17 protein-coding genes are annotated in these 17112 nt (G+C 70.1%); 6 read left to right on the plus strand and 11 right to left on the minus strand.

All coding sequences use genetic code 11. The annotated features are described in order from the left end of the window. Positions 1-189 precede the first annotated feature (189 nt). On the plus strand, positions 190-561 hold the full coding sequence (locus tag IFU30_RS17775; RefSeq protein WP_056012072.1) for a DUF1844 domain-containing protein: 372 nt from the start codon (positions 190-192) through the stop codon (positions 559-561). Between the two features lie 27 nt (positions 562-588). Here IFU30_RS17775 and IFU30_RS17780 read toward each other — a convergent pair whose 3' ends face one another. The 4 genes from IFU30_RS17780 to hisB all read right to left on the minus strand — a co-directional run bounded on the left by IFU30_RS17780 (position 589) and on the right by hisB (position 3472). After that, positions 589-1416, minus strand: coding sequence for an SseB family protein (locus IFU30_RS17780; protein WP_192006533.1), 828 nt, complete (start codon positions 1414-1416; stop codon positions 589-591). Next, a complete protein-coding gene (priA, locus tag IFU30_RS17785) occupies positions 1400-2146 on the minus strand; it encodes a bifunctional 1-(5-phosphoribosyl)-5-((5-phosphoribosylamino)methylideneamino)imidazole-4-carboxamide isomerase/phosphoribosylanthranilate isomerase PriA (RefSeq protein ID WP_079707068.1) in 747 nt (248 codons plus the stop codon). The genes IFU30_RS17780 and priA overlap by 17 nt, the downstream gene beginning before the upstream one ends. An 85-nt stretch (positions 2147-2231) precedes the next feature. After that, the gene (gene hisH / locus IFU30_RS17790; protein WP_159879037.1) at positions 2232-2867 is read right to left on the minus strand and encodes an imidazole glycerol phosphate synthase subunit HisH; all 636 of its coding nucleotides are present in this window, start codon (positions 2865-2867) and stop codon (positions 2232-2234) included. Further along, on the minus strand, positions 2864-3472 hold the full coding sequence (hisB, locus tag IFU30_RS17795) for an imidazoleglycerol-phosphate dehydratase HisB (RefSeq protein ID WP_079707070.1): 609 nt from the start codon (positions 3470-3472) through the stop codon (positions 2864-2866). The genes hisH and hisB overlap by 4 nt, the downstream gene beginning before the upstream one ends. A gap of 110 nt (positions 3473-3582) precedes the next feature. Between hisB and IFU30_RS17800 the strand changes: the two genes are divergently transcribed. Continuing rightward, positions 3583-4890, plus strand: a complete 1308-nt coding sequence (locus tag IFU30_RS17800) for a SufS family cysteine desulfurase (protein ID WP_192006536.1) — start codon at positions 3583-3585, stop codon at positions 4888-4890. Continuing rightward, on the plus strand, positions 4887-5324 hold the full coding sequence (gene sufU, locus IFU30_RS17805) for a Fe-S cluster assembly sulfur transfer protein SufU (protein WP_191941341.1): 438 nt from the start codon (positions 4887-4889) through the stop codon (positions 5322-5324). Before IFU30_RS17800 ends, sufU begins: the two co-directional genes overlap by 4 nt. Before the next feature lie 34 nt (positions 5325-5358). Here sufU and IFU30_RS17810 read toward each other — a convergent pair whose 3' ends face one another. The 3 genes from IFU30_RS17810 to IFU30_RS17820 form a co-directional block, all read right to left on the minus strand. Beyond that, positions 5359-6438 carry a histidinol-phosphate transaminase gene (locus tag IFU30_RS17810; RefSeq protein WP_192006538.1) on the minus strand — a complete coding sequence of 360 codons (1080 nt, stop codon included), beginning with the start codon at positions 6436-6438 and terminating at the stop codon, positions 5359-5361. A gap of 31 nt (positions 6439-6469) precedes the next feature. Further along, positions 6470-7930, minus strand: a complete 1461-nt coding sequence (locus IFU30_RS17815) for an amino acid permease (RefSeq protein WP_192006540.1) — start codon at positions 7928-7930, stop codon at positions 6470-6472. Positions 7931-8019: 89 nt separating this feature from the next. Next, positions 8020-8412 carry a LysM peptidoglycan-binding domain-containing protein gene (locus IFU30_RS17820; protein WP_137243224.1) on the minus strand — a complete coding sequence of 131 codons (393 nt, stop codon included), beginning with the start codon at positions 8410-8412 and terminating at the stop codon, positions 8020-8022. 271 nt (positions 8413-8683) lie between these two features. Between IFU30_RS17820 and lexA the strand changes: the two genes are divergently transcribed. Continuing rightward, complete coding sequence (gene lexA / locus IFU30_RS17825) at positions 8684-9382, plus strand: transcriptional repressor LexA (RefSeq protein ID WP_064294432.1); 699 nt, start codon at positions 8684-8686, stop codon at positions 9380-9382. Positions 9383-9466: 84 nt separating this feature from the next. Here the strand turns inward: lexA and metE are convergent, their stop codons facing one another. Next, complete coding sequence (gene metE, locus IFU30_RS17830) at positions 9467-11794, minus strand: 5-methyltetrahydropteroyltriglutamate--homocysteine S-methyltransferase (protein ID WP_192006542.1); 2328 nt, start codon at positions 11792-11794, stop codon at positions 9467-9469. Then, the gene (locus tag IFU30_RS17835) at positions 11791-12789 is read right to left on the minus strand and encodes a methylenetetrahydrofolate reductase (protein ID WP_192006543.1); all 999 of its coding nucleotides are present in this window, start codon (positions 12787-12789) and stop codon (positions 11791-11793) included. The genes metE and IFU30_RS17835 overlap by 4 nt, the downstream gene beginning before the upstream one ends. A 236-nt stretch (positions 12790-13025) precedes the next feature. Between IFU30_RS17835 and IFU30_RS17840 the strand changes: the two genes are divergently transcribed. Beyond that, positions 13026-13940: a hypothetical protein gene (locus IFU30_RS17840; protein ID WP_192006544.1), complete on the plus strand. Its 915-nt coding sequence runs from the start codon at positions 13026-13028 to the stop codon at positions 13938-13940. Between the two features lie 9 nt (positions 13941-13949). Here IFU30_RS17840 and hflX read toward each other — a convergent pair whose 3' ends face one another. After that, entirely contained in the window at positions 13950-15554 is a 1605-nt protein-coding gene (hflX, locus tag IFU30_RS17845; protein WP_228498742.1) for a GTPase HflX, read from the minus strand. A gap of 41 nt (positions 15555-15595) precedes the next feature. On the opposite strand from hflX, the gene IFU30_RS17850 reads away from it, so the two are divergent. After that, on the plus strand, positions 15596-16219 hold the full coding sequence (locus IFU30_RS17850; protein WP_192006546.1) for a class I SAM-dependent methyltransferase: 624 nt from the start codon (positions 15596-15598) through the stop codon (positions 16217-16219). 5 nt (positions 16220-16224) lie between these two features. On the opposite strand, the gene dapF is transcribed toward IFU30_RS17850, so the two are convergent. Further along, the gene (gene dapF, locus IFU30_RS17855; RefSeq protein WP_124769508.1) at positions 16225-17106 is read right to left on the minus strand and encodes a diaminopimelate epimerase; all 882 of its coding nucleotides are present in this window, start codon (positions 17104-17106) and stop codon (positions 16225-16227) included. Positions 17107-17112: the final 6 nt, after the last annotated feature.

A 17112-nucleotide genomic window follows, 5' to 3' on the forward strand; every position in this document is an offset into this window, starting at 1 on the left:
CCGTACCCTCCGCCGGTGTTCAGAACACCTGTCGGAAGGCACCACGCCCGACGACCCGAAGCGGTGAAGCGACAGGCGGAGCGTGACAACCCGGTAACCTTATGAAGCGGTCAAGCGCGGGTGGGAGAATCTCCTCTTTCGTACCGAGACATGTCTCGGAGCACCGCACGAGTCTAACAGAGGATCCACGTGAACAACACCACCAGCCCGTACGACCACGACGACGAGTCGGGAGGGGCCGATCAGGCCACCCGGGACATCGCCGACGTCCCTGCCGTCGAGGTCATCACCACCGCCGCCGTGCACCTCATGAGCGCCGCAGCGGTCAAGTGCGGCCTCGCGGACGCCCCCGACGCCCAGACGGACCTCGACGAAGCCCGCAAGCTCATCAACGCCCTCGCCGGGCTCATCACCGCAGGTGCCCCGGAGATCAGCGACATGCACGCCCGCTCGCTGCGCGACGGCCTGCGGTCCCTGCAGCTCGCCTTCCGGGAGGCGTCCACCATCCAGGATCCCATCGGCAAGGGTCCCGGCGAGAAGTGGACCGGCCCGGTCACCTGATCGCAGCGCGGTGCTCCGCCTCGCCGATCAGTCGGCGGGGCGGAGCGACACCGCGAGCGAGTCGACGCGCGTCGCGATGACCTCGTCCGCGGCCCAGCGCTGAGCGAGCCGCGCGAGCACCGCATCGAGCTCCTGCTGGGTCAGTCCCTGCAGCAGGCCGAGCTCGACCACGAGCTCGGATCCGGCGAGCTTCGCCTCAGGATCTCCGGCTCGCAGACGCACACTCACGACCGCGAGCTCCTGCTCGATCGACCGCTCGAACGCTTCGCGCACCAGCGGGTCCGCGAAACTGGGCGTCCACGGCTGCGACTGCGCGATCGCCCACAGCGCGGGGCGGCGTACGGCGAACTCGGTGCTCGACGTCGGATCGAGGACCACGACGTCCGTCTGCTCACTCGCGGCCGCCAGGGCGACCCGGACGCCGTCGGCCGGGATCGGCCTCGCCGTCCGGTTCCAGGCGGACATCGCCTGCACCGAGCTGAACACCGGGAGCACGGTGCGGCCGTCCGGACCGGTCACCGTCACGATGGACAGCTCCTGCGACTTGTCGACCAACTGGCCGTGCTCGTTCTCGCCGGCCTCACCGAGGTGGGCCACGAGCGGGATGAGCAGACGGGAGTCCCGGAACGCGTCGACGACCTCGGCCTCGCCGACCTCGCCGGCCCGGAAGCGTCGGAGGGACTCGATCAGCCGCTCAGGCGCACTGCCGTCGTCACCGGAACTCGCGTTCGGCTGGAAGCTCCGACCAGCCCAGGGCTGGCCGGCCGAATCGGCGCCACCCGCCGCATGGTGGGCATGCCCGCCCGACGGACCGTGCCGGTCGGGCTCGGAGGATTCGTCAGCGGCCCGAGACATCCAGCGCCTCGGCCAGGGTGAACGCGCCGTTGTAGAGCGCCTTCCCGATGATGGCGCCCTCGAGCCCCAGGGGGACCAGCTCGCGCAGGGCGACCAGGTCGTCGAGGCTCGAGATGCCGCCGGAGGCCACCACCGGCCGCTCCGTGCGCTCGAGCACCTGTCGGAGCAGTTCGATGTTCGGCCCCTGCATCGTGCCGTCCTTCGTGACGTCCGTCACGACGTAGCGTGCGCAGCCCGCCTCCTCGAGACGGTCGAGGACCGTCCACAGGTCGCCGGCGTCCTGCGTCCAGCCGCGAGCGGCGAGCGTCGTGCCACGGACGTCGAGGCCGACCGCGATCGCCTCGCCGTACTGGGCGATGACACTCGCGGCCCACTCGGGGTTCTCGAGCGCCGCGGTCCCGAGGTTGACGCGTGCGACGCCCGTCTCGAGCGCCTGCTCGAGGGAGGCGTCGTCGCGGATGCCGCCCGACAGCTCGATGTTGACGCCGCGCGCCTTCGAGATGACCTTGCGGATGATCGACCGGTTGTCGCCACGGCCGAACGCGGCGTCGAGGTCGACGAGGTGGATCCACTCCGCCCCCTGACGGGCCCAGTCCAGGGCCGCGTCCACGGGCTCACCGTAGTTCGTCTCCGAACCGGCCTCGCCGCGCGTCAACCGGACGGCCTTGCCGTCCACGATGTCGATCGCGGGGAGCAGCGTCAGTCCGGCCGTCGTGTTGAACTCGTTCATGATCCACCGTCTCTTCGGGAGCTGCGAGCCCCTCGGTTCCCGGCGCACAGCATGCCTCGCGGCACAAGCACCTGATCCTAGTCGGCTACAGGGTGCCGAGCCAGTTGGACAGCAGGCGGATGCCGGCGTCGCCCGACTTCTCCGGATGGAACTGCGTCGCCGACAGCGGACCGTTCTCGACGGCCGCGAGGAACGGCACCCCGTGCGTCGCCCAGGTGAGCCGTGGCTCGGGGAACGGCGGCATGACCTCGAGGGTCCACTGCTGTGCGGCATAGGAGTGGACGAAGTAGAAGCGTTCGTCGGCGAGGCCGTCGAAGAGCACGGACCCCGCGTCCGGCGACACCGTGTTCCATCCCATGTGCGGCAGGACGGGCGCTTCGAGTTCCGTCACCGCTCCCGGCCACTCCCCCAGGCCGTCGGCCTCGGACCCGCGCTCCAAGCCGCGCTCGAACATGACCTGCATCCCCACGCAGATGCCGAGGACCGGACGGCCTCCCGCGAGACGGCGGTCGATGACCTCGTCGCCGTGCGAGGAACGAAGGGCGCCGATCACCGCATCGAAGGCACCGACCCCTGGCACGACGAGACCGTCGGCGGCCTGGGCGGCCTGGCGGTCGCCCGTCAGCACGACGTCGGCGCCGGCGAGCTCGAGGGCCTTGACGGCGGAGTGCACGTTGCCGGAGCCGTAGTCGAGGACGACCACCGACGGGCGTGCACTCACAGCGCGCCCTTCGTCGACGGGATGCCCTGGACCAGGGGGTCGAACGCCTTCGCCTGCCGGAAGGCCCGCGCGAACGCCTTGAACTCCGCTTCGGCGATGTGGTGCGGATCGCGACCGCCGAGGACGTTCACGTGCACGGTGAGGCCCGCGTTGAAGGTGATCGCCTCGAAGACGTGACGCACCATCGAACCCGTGAAGTGCCCGCCGATGAGGTGGAACTCGAATCCGGCCGGTTCCCCGCCGTGCACGAGGTACGGACGACCGGAGATGTCGACCACGGCCTGCACGAGCGCCTCGTCGAGCGGGACCAGCGCGTCGCCGTACCGCGAGATGCCGGCCTTGTCGCCGAGCGCCTGACGGATCGCCTGGCCCAGGACGATACCGACGTCCTCGACCGTGTGGTGGACGTCGATGTCGACATCGCCCGTCGCACGGACGGTCAGGTCGGTCAGCGAGTGCTTCGCGAAGGCCGTGAGCAGGTGGTTGTAGAACGGGACGGAGGTCTCGATGCTGCTCGTGCCGGTGCCGTCGAGGTTCAATTCCAGCTCGATGCTGGACTCGCTCGTCGCGCGCTGGATCCGGGCCGTGCGCTGCTGGGTGGTCATGGGATCCAGTGTATCGAGCGCACCGGCGCTGCACGCCGTGTGTCGACGGGTGGGCATCGTCGCGTCATGCGGCTGCACCAGGGCGTGGCGACGCCTATCGTTGAGAGGTCATGACTTCCACACCCAGCATCGCCCCGGCCGTCCCACTCGACGCGACGGAGATCGCCGCTCTCCGTGAACGGTTCCCGATCCTCGCCCGCGAGATGAACGGACACCCGCTCGTCTATCTGGACTCCGGAGCCACCTCGCAACGCCCGATCGAGGTCATCGACGCGGAGCGTGACTACTCGACGCACCAGAACGCCGCCGTCCACCGTGGCGCCCACCTCCTGGCCGCCGAAGCGACGGAGCTCTTCGAGGACGCGCGCGCGACCGTCGCCGCGTTCATCGGTGCCGACGAGCGGGAACTCGTCTGGACCTCCGGCGCGACCGCAGCCCTCAACCTCATCGCCGGGGCCATCGGGAATGCGAGCGCCGGCCTCGGTGGTGCCGCCGCCGAGCAATTCCGCCTCGGCCCAGGCGACGAGATCGTCGTCACGGAACTCGAACACCACGCGAACCTCATCCCCTGGCAGCAACTCGCCGCACGCACCGGTGCGACCCTCCGTCACCTGCCGGTCGACGACCACGGCGTGCTGCGTCTCGACGCCGCAGGCGACGTCATCGGCGAACGCACGCGCATCATCGCGTTCGCACACGTGTCCAACGTCACCGGGGCGATCGCGCCGGTCTCCGAGCTCGTCGCCCTCGCCGAACGCGTCGGCGCGCTGACCGTGCTCGACGCCTGCCAGTCCGTCCCGCACCTGCCCGTCGACGTCCCGTCCCTCGGCGTCGACTTCCTCGTGTTCTCCGGCCACAAGATGCTCGGTCCGAACGGCATCGGGGCCCTGTGGGGTCGCCGCCGGCTGCTCGATGCCCTTCCCCCCTTCCTCACCGGCGGGTCGATGATCACGACCGTCACACTCGACGGCGCGGAGTTCCTGCCCGCCCCGCAACGGTTCGAGGCCGGGACCCAGCCGGTGTCGCAGGCGATCGCCCTCGCGAGCGCCGTCCGGTTCCTGCAAGCGGTCGGCATGGACCGTGTCCACGCCACCGAGGCGGCCTACGGACAGCGACTCGCGGCCGGACTCGCCGCCATCCCCGGCGTCACGCTCATCGGCCCGCCGCCCGGAACTCCTCGCGCCGGGCTGGCGAGCTTCGACCTCGCCGGCGTGCACGCCCACGACGTCGGTCAGTTCTTCGACGATCGCGGCATCGCGGTGCGCGTCGGTCACCACTGCGCGCAACCACTCCACCGCCGGTTGGGCCTCACCGCGTCCACCCGCGCGAGCAGCTACCTCTACACGACGGAGGCCGAGATCGACGCCTTCCTCGAGGCCGCCACCCTCGTCGGTCCGTTCTTCGGGGTGTCCCGATGAGCGGCCTGGAGAGCCTCTACCAAGAGCTCATCCTCGACCACGCCCGCCAGCGCCACGGCTTCGGGTTGCGGGACGCGCCCGCCGCCGAGTCGCACCAGCTCAACCCCACCTGCGGCGACGAGGTCACCCTGCAGCTCCACCCCGGGCCCGACGGTCGTCTCGCACCGATCGCCTGGGAGGGGCACGGCTGCTCGATCTCGCAGGCGTCGAGCTCCTGCCTGAGCGACCTCGCAGCAGGCCTCACGCCGGCCGAGCTCCAGGCCCTGGTCGACGAGTTCCGCACGGTCATCCGCTCGCGGGGCACGCTCGAGTTCGACGAGGAACGGTTCGGAGACGCCGCGGCGTTCAGCGGCGTCTCGCGCTACATCGCCCGCGTGAAGTGCGCCATGCTCCCCTGGGTCGCCGCCGAGGAGGCCATCTCCCGCCTGCCGTGAGCAGGCGCCCCACCTCCGCCCGGCCGAGGGATGGTCAGGCGGGGCTGATCGCCGCCAGGGCCTCGAGGAACGCGGTCGTCTCCGCTTCGGTGCCCGCGGTCACCCGCAGGTGGTTCGGGATGCCCACGTCACGGATGAGGATCCCCCGCGCCAAGAGCGCCTCGAACGCCGCGTGCGGATCGGCGACGCCGCCGAACAGCACGAAGTTGGATCCGCTCCGCTTCGGGTCGTAGCCGAGACGGCCGAGCTCGACGACGAGGCGATCGCGCTGGGTCCGGATGTCGTCGACCATCGCGAGCATCTCGTCGGCGTGCCGGAGCGCGGCGGTCGCGGCCGCCTGCGTCAGGGCGCTCAAGTGGTACGGGAGCCGGACGAGTCTCAACGCGTCGACGACCGCGGGGTCGGCGGCGAGGTACCCGAGACGGACCCCGGCGAAGGCGAACGCCTTGCTCATCGTCCTGGAGACGATCAGGCGCGGACGCCCCTCCAACAGCGTGAGCGCGCTCGCCTCGTCGTCAGGAGCGAACTCCGCATACGCTTCGTCGACGATCACCATGCCCCGCGAGGCCTCGTAGACCGCGGCGATGGTCTCGAGCGACAACGGTGTTCCGGTGGGGTTGTTGGGCGAGCAGAGGAACACGAGGTCGGGATCCGCCTCGGCCACCTGACGCGCGGCGGTCTCGGGCGAGAGCTCGAACTCGGCGTCGCGCGTCGCGGGGATCCACCTGGTGCCGACACCGGCGGCCAGGAGCGGATACATCGAGTACGTCGGCGTGAACCCGAGGAGCGATCGCCCGGGACCACCGAAGGCCTGCAGGATGTGCTGGAGCACCTCGTTCGACCCGTTCCCCGCCCAGATCTGCTCCGGGGACACCCCGTGACCCAGGTATCCCGCCAGTGCCTCCCGGAGTTCCGTGAACTCGCGATCGGGGTACCGGTTCACCGTGAGGACCGCCGAGGCGAGCGAGGCGACGATGTCGTGCGCGACCGCCTCGGGGATCGGGTGCGTGTTCTCGTTGACGTTGAGCGCCACCGGCACCAGGGCCTGGGGAGCGCCGTACGGGCGCTGTCCTCGGAGGTCGTCGCGGATGGGGAGGTCGTCGAGAGCGGTCACTCCACAATGCTAGCCACTCCGACCGGCGCGCTCACTCCGCCTGACGCTCCTGACGAAGGACCTCGTGCCGGGGGCTCGCCGGGTTCAACAGCGAGTGGCGTCGCCCGTAGGCGAAGTACACGATGAGACCGATCACGAGCCAGACCCCGAACCGCAGCCAGGTCTCCCAGTGCAACTGCAGGATCAGGAAGCCGGACGCCAGGACGCCGAACGCCGGGACGAACGGCATCAACGGCAACCGGAAGGAGCGGGGCTCGTCCGGCTTCGTGTACCGGAACACGATCACCGACACGCAGACCACGATGAAGGCGGCCAGGATGCCGATGTTCGTGAGGTCGGCGACCTGCTTGATCGGGAACACCCCGGCGAAGACGGCTGCCGCGCCGCCGGCGATCCAGGTCACCCGCTGCGGCACGCCTCGCCGGTCCGTGCGCGAGAACCACCGCGGAAGGAGACCGTCACGACTCATCGAGAACCAGACACGGGTGACGCCCAACAGGAACGTCAGCATCACGGTGAGGATCGACAGGACGGCGAACACGGAGATGATCGTCGCCACCACGGGCAGGCCGACACTCTGGAACGCCGATGCGAACCCGGCGGTGGGGTCGATGTCGGTGTAGTTCTGCATACCGGTCAGGACGAGGGTGGCCGCGACGTACAGGAGCATGGCGACGATGAGGGAGAGGATGATCGCCTTCGGCATGTGCTTCTTGCCGTCCTTCGCCTCCTCGGCCGCCGTGCTCATCGCGTCGTATCCGAAGACCGCGAAGAAGACCGTCGCGGCACCGGCGAACACCGGCCCGAAACCGCTGGGGAGGAACGGATCGTAGTTCTCCCCGTTGATGTAGAAGACCCCGAGGCCGATGATGAACAGGATGAGCAGGACCTTGATGCCGACCGCGATGAGCTCGAATCGACCGAAGGCCTTCGTCCCGCGACTCAGGATGAAGGTCACGAGGAGACAGACGAAGATGGCGGGGAGATTGACGAGGCCGCCCTTCCCCTCGTCGGCGGTCGAGGTCATCCAGGCCGGCATGTGGATCCCGATGCCGGACAGGAAGGCGTCGAAGTAGCCGGAGATCCCGATCGCGACCACCGCGACGATCGCGATGTACTCGAGCAACAGGTCCCAGCCGATGAACCAGCCGATGATCTCGCCGAGCGCCACATACCCGTAGGTGTAGGCGGACCCGGCTCTCGGGATCATGCCGGCGAACTCCGCGTACGACAACGCCGCGGCCGCGGAGGCGAGACCCGCGATCAGGAACGAGAAGAGGACGGCCGGCCCGACAGCGGGCGAGGCCTCGCTCCCATGAGCGACGAGTCCGGCGAGGGAGAAGATCCCCACCCCGATGATGCCACCGACCCCGATGGCCGTGAGTTGCCAGAGCCCGAGGCTCTTGAACAGCTTCGAACCGGAGGTCTCATCCTCGATCTCCGCGATCGGCTTCTTCCGGAGCAGCGAGCGGCTCCGATCGTCTGTACTCATGCTTGCCTCCGACGATGCTGCGGGCGTCGTTGCACCGCGCCATCGACGATAGCTGAGAACCAGCGCGGAGTGACCCGCCGATTGTCGGCCTACTCCGCCGCGTACCGCTGCGGGATCGCCAGGCGCTGCCCGGGCTCGACACCGGCGGTGCTGAGCTGGTTGAGGTTCATGATCTCGGCGATGACGTCGCGCGGGTCGGCGTCGGGCGCGATGGACTCGGCCAGCTGCCAGAGCGACTCGCCCGGGTCGACCGTGATGTACGTGAACGTGGCTCCCGCCGCCGCCGTGTTGGCCGCGGCACCGCCTGCGGAGAGTCCGACGACCGCGACGCCGATGACCAGCGGGATGGCGGCGAGCGTGGTGAAGACGACGCGGCCGCGCTTCGTCAGGCGGAGTCGGCGTGTGGACGGTGCGTCTGACGCCGGTGCCTGCGCCGTCCGTGCGGGAAGCGCCCGGTGGGACCCGATCAGTGCTGCGCTCATGTCAACCCTCCAAGAGTGTGCTCATCATGTGATGAGGACTCGTACCCGACACTCGACCAGGAGTGCCGGATACGAACCTGTGTTCCGAATATATCTTCGATTGTTCGAATACTCAACCCTGTCTTCGTACCTGAGACGCGCGGGATCGGCGACACGCTCGAACAGATGTTTGTCTGGACGAGCTGGTGCGGATACAGTTTCGAGTGTTGGAAGCAGTACACCACCACCCACCGACATCGGTCACCGACAGCCGATCAGGGCAGGAGCGAAGATGGCAGCGAACACGACGGGCGACGGAGCCCGGGAGCGCCAGATCGGCGGCACCCGGCGACGGAAGAGCCTGAGCGACAAGCAGCTGGCGATCCTCGACGTCATCCAGCGTTCGGTCTCACAGCGCGGATATCCGCCGAGCATGCGCGAGATCGGCGACGCCGTCGGGCTCGCCTCCCTGTCGAGTGTCACGCACCAACTCGGACAGCTCGAACTCAGCGGATACCTCCGACGCGATCCCAACCGTCCCCGCGCCATCGAGGTGCTCATCGACCTGCCGAGCGCCGTCGAGGGCAGCGACCCCGACTCCGCTCCCCCGGTCGGCGACGCAGCCATGGTCCCGCTCGTCGGTCGCATCGCCGCCGGCATCCCGATCACGGCCGAGCAGCAGGTCGAGGAGATCTTCCCACTGCCGCGTCAGCTGGTCGGCAAGGGCAGTCTGTTCATGCTGAAGGTCGTCGGCGACTCGATGGTCGACGCCGCGATCTGCGACGGCGACTGGGTCGTCATCCGCGAGCAGAAGACCGCCGAGAACGGCGAGATCGTCGCGGCCATGCTCGACGAGGAGGCGACCGTGAAGGTGTTCCGCCAGCGCGACGGCCACACCTGGCTGCTCCCCCGGAACTCGGCCTTCGAACCGATCCTCGGCGACCACGCCGAGGTCCTCGGCAAGGTCGTCGCCGTGCTCCGGACGGTCTGACCGACCGGACCACTCCGCTACACCGACGAGGGCCGGGACGATCCGTGGATCGTCCCGGCCCTCGTCCGTGCAGGCCCCTCGACGTCAGCCGGTCGCACCGACCCGTGCGCGGACCGCACGCGTGGCCTCGACGATGTTGGCGAGGGAGGCGACCGTCTCCTCGTACCCTCGCGTCTTGAGTCCGCAGTCCGGGTTCACCCAGACCTGTCGCTGCGGGATCCCCTCCAGCGCGATCTCGAGCAACGCGGTCACCTCCGCGACGCTCGGCACCCGAGGCGAGTGGATGTCGTAGACGCCCGGGCCGATGCCGTGGTCGAAACCACTCGCCCGGATGTCGGACACGACCTCCATCCGAGACCGTGCCGCCTCGATGCTCGTCACGTCGGCGTCCAGTCGTCGGATCGCGTCGATCACCACCCCGAACTCGGAGTAGCAGAGGTGGGTGTGGATCTGCGTCTCGGCGCGCACGCCCGCGGTCGCCAGCCGGAAGGAGCCCACCGACCAGTCGAGGTACCGCCCCTGGTCGGCCCGCCGGAGCGGGAGCAGTTCGCGGAGCGCGGGTTCGTCGACCTGGATGATGCGGATGCCCGCCCGCTCCAGGTCGGCGATCTCGTCACGCAGGGCGAGGGCGACCTGGTTCGCCGTCTCGGCGAGCGGTTGGTCGTCGCGCACGAACGACCAGGCGAGGATCGTCACCGGGCCCGTGAGCATGCCCTTCACCGGCTTGGTGGTCAACGACTGCGTGTACGCCGACCACTCGACCGTGATCGGCGCCGGCCGCGAGACGTCACCCCACAGGATCGACGGACGGGTGCATCGCGAACCGTAGGACTGCACCCACCCGTGCTCCGTCACGGCGAACCCGTCGAGGTGCTCGGCGAAGTACTGGACCATGTCGTTGCGCTCGGGCTCACCGTGGACGACGACGTCGATGCCGAGGTCCTCCTGCAGCGCCACGACGCGCCCGATCTCCGCGCGCATCGTCTCGACGTAGGCCTCCTCGTCGAGCGTTCCGGCGACCCGCTGCGCGCGGGCGCGACGGATGTCGCCGGTCTGCGGGAAGGAACCGATCGTCGTCGTCGGGAGGAACGGCAGGCCGAGCGCCTGCTCCTGCGCCGTGGCGCGCTCCTGGTAGTCGTCTCGGGTGAAGTCCGCTGGTGCGAGCGCTGCTGTCCGTGCGCGGATGGCGGCATCGACAACCCCGGGCGCGGCGAGCCGATCGTCGAGCGCGGACGACGCTGCGGTGAGCTCGGCCGCGATGGCCGCGCTCCCTTGGGTGAGACCGCGTGCGAGGACCGCGATCTGATCCACCTTCTGGTCGGCGAAGGCGAGCCAGCTCCGGAGACGCTGGTCGAGCTTCGTCTCCACCGACACGTCGTGCGGGACGTGCAGGAGCGACGTCGAGGTGGATACCGCGAGCTGCGGGAAGCGCTCCCCCGCGCGGGCCAGGAGATCGGCCGCGGCCGCCAGGTCGCCACGCCACACGTTGTGGCCGTCGATCACTCCCGCGACGACGGTCTTCGTGGCGAGTCCGGGAGACGAGTCCGGCAGGCCTCCTCGGACGAGGTCGACACCGACAGCCTCGACCCCCGAGTCGGCGAGCACCGGGAGGGCGTCGCCCAAGGCGCCGTAGGGAGCCGCGACGAAGATCGCCGGGCGGTCCGACACGGCGGACAGGACGGCCGTCGATCGTTCGAGCGCTGCGAGGACCGTCGACCTCGGCACGTCGAACGTCTCCGACACGAGCGCGGGTTCGTCGAGCTGCACCCAGGGCGCGCCGGCAGCCGCGAGGCGCTGGAGGAGTTCCGCATAGACGGGCAGCAGCGCCTCCAGTCGGTCGATCGGGGCGAATCCCTCGGAGGCCCCGTCGGCCGCCTTGGACAGCAGCAGGAACGTCACGGGGCCCACGATGACCGGCCGCGTCACGTACCCCTCGGCGAGGCCCTCGCGGAACTGCTCGACCACTCGGTCGTCGGAGAGCGCGAACGGCGTCGACTCGCCGATCTCCGGGACGAGGTAGTGGTAGTTCGAGTCGAACCACTTCGTCATCTCGAGCGGGGCGAGGTCGCCGGCGCCACGAGCGATCGTGAACGCCCCGGCGAGGTCGACCCGGCCGTCGGCCCCGACGAGCGACGAGAAGCGCTCCGGGACGGCGCCGACGGTGAGCGCGGCGTCCAGGACCTGGTCGTAGAACGAGAAGCTCTCGGGGATCGCGGCGTTCGTCGGATCGAGGCCGAGCCCCGCGAGGCGGGCACGCGTGGCGGCGCGCAGCTCGGAGGCCGTCCGCTCGAGCGCTTCGGCCTCGATCCGGCCGGCCCAGAAGGACTCGACGGCGCGCTTCAGCTCCCGGTTCGGCCCGATGCGCGGGTAGCCGAGGATGGTGCCGACGGGGAATGCGGAGGTGGGGTTCATCGTGCGTCCTTGCTGGTGAGTGGATCGGGGATGGGATGACGGACCGGTCGGTCGCCTTGCACGGGGATGCCGGCACGGTGCAACACGTCGAGCACCGTCCGATGCTGGTTGAAGGCGTAGAGGTGGACGCCCGGCGCGCCGCCCGCGACGACGTCGCGGATGAGTCGGGCGGAGTAGTCGATGCCGATGTCGATCCGTCCCGCTTCGTCCGGCTCGACCTCGAGCGCGATGGCCAGGTCGCTCGGGAGCGCCTCGCCGCTGAGCTCGAGCACCCGACGCAGCCGCGCCGGACTCGTGATGGGCATCACGCCCGGCAGGATGGGCATGGTGACGCCGTGACGTCTCGCACGTTCGGCGAAGGCGAGGTAGTCGTCGGCATGGAAGAAGAGCTGGGTGATGGCGAGCGTCGCCCCCGCCGCCTGCTTGGCCAACAGGGTGTCGAGGTCCTGCGTCGTCGACCGTGAGCGCGGGTGACCGTTGGGGAACGCGGCGACCGCGATCCGCGGCCGATGGCGTCGACCGAGCTGCACCGCGCCCGGGAGTCCGGCCAGCGACCCCTCGGCGTACGGCTCGTGCTCGGCACTGACCCGGCCGATGAGCTGCACGAGTTCCGCAGCACTCCCCAGATCACCGAGGAAGGCGTCCCCCTCGACGGCTCCGGCGGGCGGGTCGCCGCGGAGCGCGAGGAAACTGTGCACCCCGGCATCGAGGAAGTCCTTGATGAGTCGGCTGGCCTGCGCGTGCGTCGAGCCGACGCACGTGAGATGGGCCATCGGGTCCACCGAGGTCGACGTCCGGATGCTCCGCAGCACGTCCAGGCTCGCCGTTCGCGAGGAACCACCGGCGCCGAAGGTGACCGAGATGAACTCCGGCCCGGCGGCGGCCAGTTGCTCGACCGTCCGAGCGAGCGCGAGGCCGCCGTCGAGCGTCTTGGGCGGGTACAGCTCGAACGAGAAGGGGGTGCGCCCGGGACAGGCGGGCTCCGTCGTGATCATGAGGTCTCGTCTCGGTGGCAGCGGATCGAGAGCCGGCGACCACGCAGCACGCAGCGGTTCCGCTGGTGTGTCGTGGGCGGGTGCCGGGCTCGGCTGTCGCTCCGATTCCGCCGGTGAGGGCGGGTACGATGCGCACGACGATAGCAACGCCCGACGATCCGCGCGACGGACATCTGTCCGACAGCGTCATCCTGCGACACATTCCCCCGGCGGCGCTCCGGTCCTACGCTGATGCCATGACCATGGGCACCAGGCACCGGGGCGCCGAGCGCCGAGCACTCGCCTCGCGCGTCATCGCGTCCTGCGGGGCGGTGGTGATCGCCCTGTCCGGGTGCACGACCGCCGGCTCGCCCGTGCCGACGGCGACACGCGCAGCCTCAGCCGAGGACCTCGTGGTCGAGTTCCGTCAGAACCGGGACCAGTACGCGAGCGACGCCGCGATCGTCCGGGTCGGCAACGGCGGCGACCACGACATCACGATCGTCGGACTCGAGCTGTCGGGGTCGGCGTTCACCGCGCCGACCGTCCGGGACCGCTCCTCGACGATCCGCGCTGGACAGACCACGGACCTCGCCGTCGAGCTGCCACCGATCGACTGCGACGCACGCGACGGGGACGTGCAGGTCGATCTCCTGCTCCGACTCGACGACGACTCGATCCTGTCCGCCGCCGACCTCCCCGATCCGACGAACGCGCTGCAGCGGATCCGTGCCTCGACGTGCACGGTGGCGGCCGTGCAGCGCATCGCCGAGGTGGCAGCAGCTCCCGGGATCCGCCTCGAGGGTGCCGGAGCCACGACGGTCGCCGTCCTGACGATCACTGCCGTGCCGACCGGGGCCCCGGGTCGGCTGGAGCTCGTCGCGCTGCGCTCGACCGTCCTGCTGCGACCGGCGCCGACGGACGGCGGCGGTGACCCACCCCAGGACTGGCCGCTCAGCCTGACCGTGGACGCCGCCGACGGTCCGCAGTCCATCGAACTGCGGATCGTGCCGACCCGGTGCGACCCGCACGCCCTGGCGGAGGACAAGGTGGGGACCCTGTTCCCACTCGTCGTGCGGATCGACGACGGCCCGGAGGCCGTCATGACCCTGCCGCTCGACGCCGACACGGCGGAGGCGCTCAAGGATGCCGTCCGCGCGCACTGCGCGTGAGGAGTCGGGTCAGCCGGCCACGGCGGGTGCCGGGACGACCTCGGCGAACGGCGCGAGGGCGGCGGCGAGCTCGGCACCGACCAGGGCGTGCACGATCGTGCCACGCTCGTCGTAGTCCGTCGACAGCACCTTGCCGCGTTCGTGCAGCAGCGTGACCAGGTCTCCGCGGTCGAAGGGCACGATGACGTGGACCTCATTGCTCGGCGACGGGATCAGCGTCTCGATGCGCTCCATGAGCTCGTCGATCCCGAGACCGGTGCGGGCCGATACGAAGACGGCGTCCGGGACGAGACCGCGGAGCACGAGCAGCTGGCCGTCGTCCACGAGGTCGGCCTTGTTGAACACGACCAGCTCGGGGATGTGCCGAGCTCCGACCTCACCGATCACATCTCGCACGGTGGCGATCTGGCCGGCAGGATCGGGGTGCGCGGCGTCGACGACGTGCACGATGACGTCGCTGTCGGCGACCTCCTCGAGCGTCGAGCGGAAGGCCTCGACCAGCTGGTGCGGCAGGTTGCGCACGAAGCCGACCGTGTCGGCCAGGGTGTACTCGCGTCCGTCGGAGGTCACGTTGCGTCGGACCGTCGCGTCGAGCGTCGCGAAGAGCGAGTTCTCGACCAGGACGCCGGCCTTCGTGATGCGGTTCAGCAGGCTCGACTTGCCGGCGTTCGTGTACCCCGCGATCGCGACCGACGGCACGGTGTTGCGGCGACGGTTCGCGCGCTTGGCCTCGCGCGCCGGCTTCATCGCCGTGATCGACTTGCGCAGTTTCGCCATCCGGGTGTGGATGCGGCGTCGGTCGAGTTCGATCTTCGTCTCACCGGGGCCCCTCGACCCCATACCGGCACCGGCACCACCGACCTGGCCACCGGCCTGACGGCTCATGGACTCGCCCCAGCCGCGGAGGCGGGGCAGGAGGTACTCGAGTTGGGCGAGCTCGACCTGTGCCTTGCCCTCCCGGCTCTTCGCGTGCTGGCTGAAGATGTCGAGGATGACCGCCGTGCGGTCGATCACCTTCACGCCGACCGCGTCCTCGAGGGCGCGACGCTGGCTGGGTGCGAGTTCCGTGTCGGCGATCACCGTGTCGGCGCCGAGCGCCTGGACGATGGACTTCAGTTCCTGGGCCTTGCCTCGACCGAGATACGTGCTCGGGTCCGGGTGCGGTTTGCGCTGCAGGAGCCCGTCGAGCACGACGGCGCCGGCGGTCTCCGCGAGCGCTGCGAGTTCGCGCAAGGAGTTCTCCGCGTCGTGGAGCGCACCCTGCGGGTAGACGCCGATGATGACGACGTTCTCCAGCCGGAGCTGCCGGTACTCGACCTCGGTGACGTCCTCGAGCTCGGTCGAGAGCCCGGCGACGCGACGGAGGGCCTGTCGGTCCTCGCGGTCGTACTGCTCGCCGTCGTCGGAGCTGCCGCCCGATGCATCGCCGGTCTGCAACGCCGCGGCACCGCTGCCGAACAGGGTGTACCCGCTCGATCGGGACGCGGCGCTCGTGAGCACGCGTGCGACGACGTCGTCGGGATCGGTGACCGAGGCGTCGTCCACCACCGCCTCGACATCGACATCGGTGTCGTCTGCGTGGTCCTGGGGTGCGTCCATCGGTGGTCTAGGCATCGCGTTAACCCTACTTCCTCCTGGTCCGGTACCGTTCCTGTATGTCGAACGAGCACTACTTCACCGCCGAACCCGCGAGCGAGTTGCAGCTCAAACCGATCACCGCACGGCTCGGCGGCGTCGACCGTTCGCTCGTCTCGGCGGGCGGCGTCTTCAGCCCGGGCCACCTCGATCAGGGCACCCAGGTGCTGCTCGCGAACACCCCTCCTCCCCCGCCGACGGGCGACCTCCTCGACATCGGCTGCGGCTGGGGCCCGATCGCCCTGTCGCTCGGGCTCGCGTCGCCGGACGCGACCGTCTGGGCGGTCGACGTGAACGAGCGCGCGCTCGACCTGACCCGGATTAACGCGGAACGCCTCGGGCTCGCCAACATCCGTGCCGTCCTCCCCGACGACGTCCCCGACACGGTCCGCTTCGCGACCATCTGGTCGAACCCACCGATCCGCGTCGGCAAGGACGAACTGCACCGCATGCTCATGCACTGGTTGCCGCGGCTCGAGGACGAGGGCGACGCCTGGCTCGTCGTACAGAAGAACCTCGGCTCGGACTCACTGCAGAAGTGGTTGCAGGAGCAGCTGCCGACGTCGTTCCACGTCGGACGTGCGGCCATAGCCAAGGGCTTCCGCGTCCTGCACACCCGGCGCCGGGAGCTCCGTTCGGCCTGACCGGCTCAGGCCAGGGTGATCGTCCCGGAGTAGACGAGCGTCGCAGGTCCGGCCAGCACCACGTGCTCGCCGTCTGCGCCGGGAACCATGCGCACCCCGAGCGCTCCGCCCGGCACCTCGACGCGCCAGTCGTTCGGAGCCGCCGCGCCCGCCCAGTGGCGGAACGCGAGCGCCGCGGCAGCCGTCCCGGTGCCACAGCTCAGGGTCTCGCCGCTCCCGCGCTCGTGGACGCGCATGCGGATCCGTGCCACGCCGTCGGCGATGAGCGGCTCACCCGGGACGACCAGCTCGACGTTGGCACCGTGCGGCGGTACGGGGTCGAGCTGTGGGACGTACTCCAGTTCCGCTCCGTCGAGTTCGGCGGCGTCGGCGACCGCGACGACGATGTGCGGGTTGCCGACGTCGATCCCGATCCCCGGGCGCGCCACGGGCAGCCCCTTCACCCGGACGAGCGTCTCCCGCTCGTCGAGGCTCCAGCGGCCGAGGTCGACGGCGTAGCCGAGCGGGTCGTAGCCGACCATCCGGACGCCGGCGCGGGTGCCGATGGCGAGCTGTTCGCCGGGGGCCAGCTCGACGAGCCCGCTCTCGAGCAGGTAGTGCAGGAACACCCGGATGCCGTTGCCGCACATCTCCGCGACCGAACCGTCGGCGTTGTGGTAGTCCATGAACCACTCCGCGGCAGGGTCTTCAGCGAGCACGGCCGCCCCGGCATCGAGGTGCGCGGACCGGACGGCGCGGATGACGCCGTCGGCCCCGATCCCGAAATGCCGATCGCAGAGCGCCGCGATCTGGCCCGGATCGAGGGCCTCCTGGCCGTCGGGATCGGAGAAGAGCACGAAGTCGTTGCCCGTGCCGTGGCCCTTCGTGAAGGAGAGTGTCGACGCCATCCGACC

Origin of the sequence: Plantibacter sp. CFBP 8798 (genome assembly GCF_014841195.1) — a bacterium.
GTDB classification, from domain to species: Bacteria; Actinomycetota; Actinomycetes; order Actinomycetales; family Microbacteriaceae; genus Plantibacter; species Plantibacter auratus.

Excerpts from the sequence above, each read along its gene's own strand:
- IFU30_RS17780 (WP_192006533.1), bottom strand. The coding sequence starts at position 1,416 with ATGTCTCGGGCCGCTGACGAATCCTCCGAGCCCGACCGGCACGGTCCG.
- priA (WP_079707068.1), bottom strand. The coding sequence starts at position 2,146 with ATGAACGAGTTCAACACGACGGCCGGACTGACGCTGCTCCCCGCGATC.
- hisB (WP_079707070.1), bottom strand. The coding sequence starts at position 3,472 with ATGACCACCCAGCAGCGCACGGCCCGGATCCAGCGCGCGACGAGCGAG.
- IFU30_RS17800 (WP_192006536.1), top strand. The coding sequence starts at position 3,583 with ATGACTTCCACACCCAGCATCGCCCCGGCCGTCCCACTCGACGCGACG.
- sufU (WP_191941341.1), top strand. The coding sequence starts at position 4,887 with ATGAGCGGCCTGGAGAGCCTCTACCAAGAGCTCATCCTCGACCACGCC.
- IFU30_RS17815 (WP_192006540.1), bottom strand. The coding sequence starts at position 7,930 with ATGAGTACAGACGATCGGAGCCGCTCGCTGCTCCGGAAGAAGCCGATC.
- IFU30_RS17820 (WP_137243224.1), bottom strand. The coding sequence starts at position 8,412 with ATGAGCGCAGCACTGATCGGGTCCCACCGGGCGCTTCCCGCACGGACG.
- lexA (WP_064294432.1), top strand. The coding sequence starts at position 8,684 with ATGGCAGCGAACACGACGGGCGACGGAGCCCGGGAGCGCCAGATCGGC.
- metE (WP_192006542.1), bottom strand. The coding sequence starts at position 11,794 with ATGAACCCCACCTCCGCATTCCCCGTCGGCACCATCCTCGGCTACCCG.
- IFU30_RS17835 (WP_192006543.1), bottom strand. The coding sequence starts at position 12,789 with ATGATCACGACGGAGCCCGCCTGTCCCGGGCGCACCCCCTTCTCGTTC.
- IFU30_RS17840 (WP_192006544.1), top strand. The coding sequence starts at position 13,026 with ATGACCATGGGCACCAGGCACCGGGGCGCCGAGCGCCGAGCACTCGCC.
- hflX (WP_228498742.1), bottom strand. The coding sequence starts at position 15,554 with ATGCCTAGACCACCGATGGACGCACCCCAGGACCACGCAGACGACACC.
- IFU30_RS17850 (WP_192006546.1), top strand. The coding sequence starts at position 15,596 with ATGTCGAACGAGCACTACTTCACCGCCGAACCCGCGAGCGAGTTGCAG.
- dapF (WP_124769508.1), bottom strand. The coding sequence starts at position 17,106 with ATGGCGTCGACACTCTCCTTCACGAAGGGCCACGGCACGGGCAACGAC.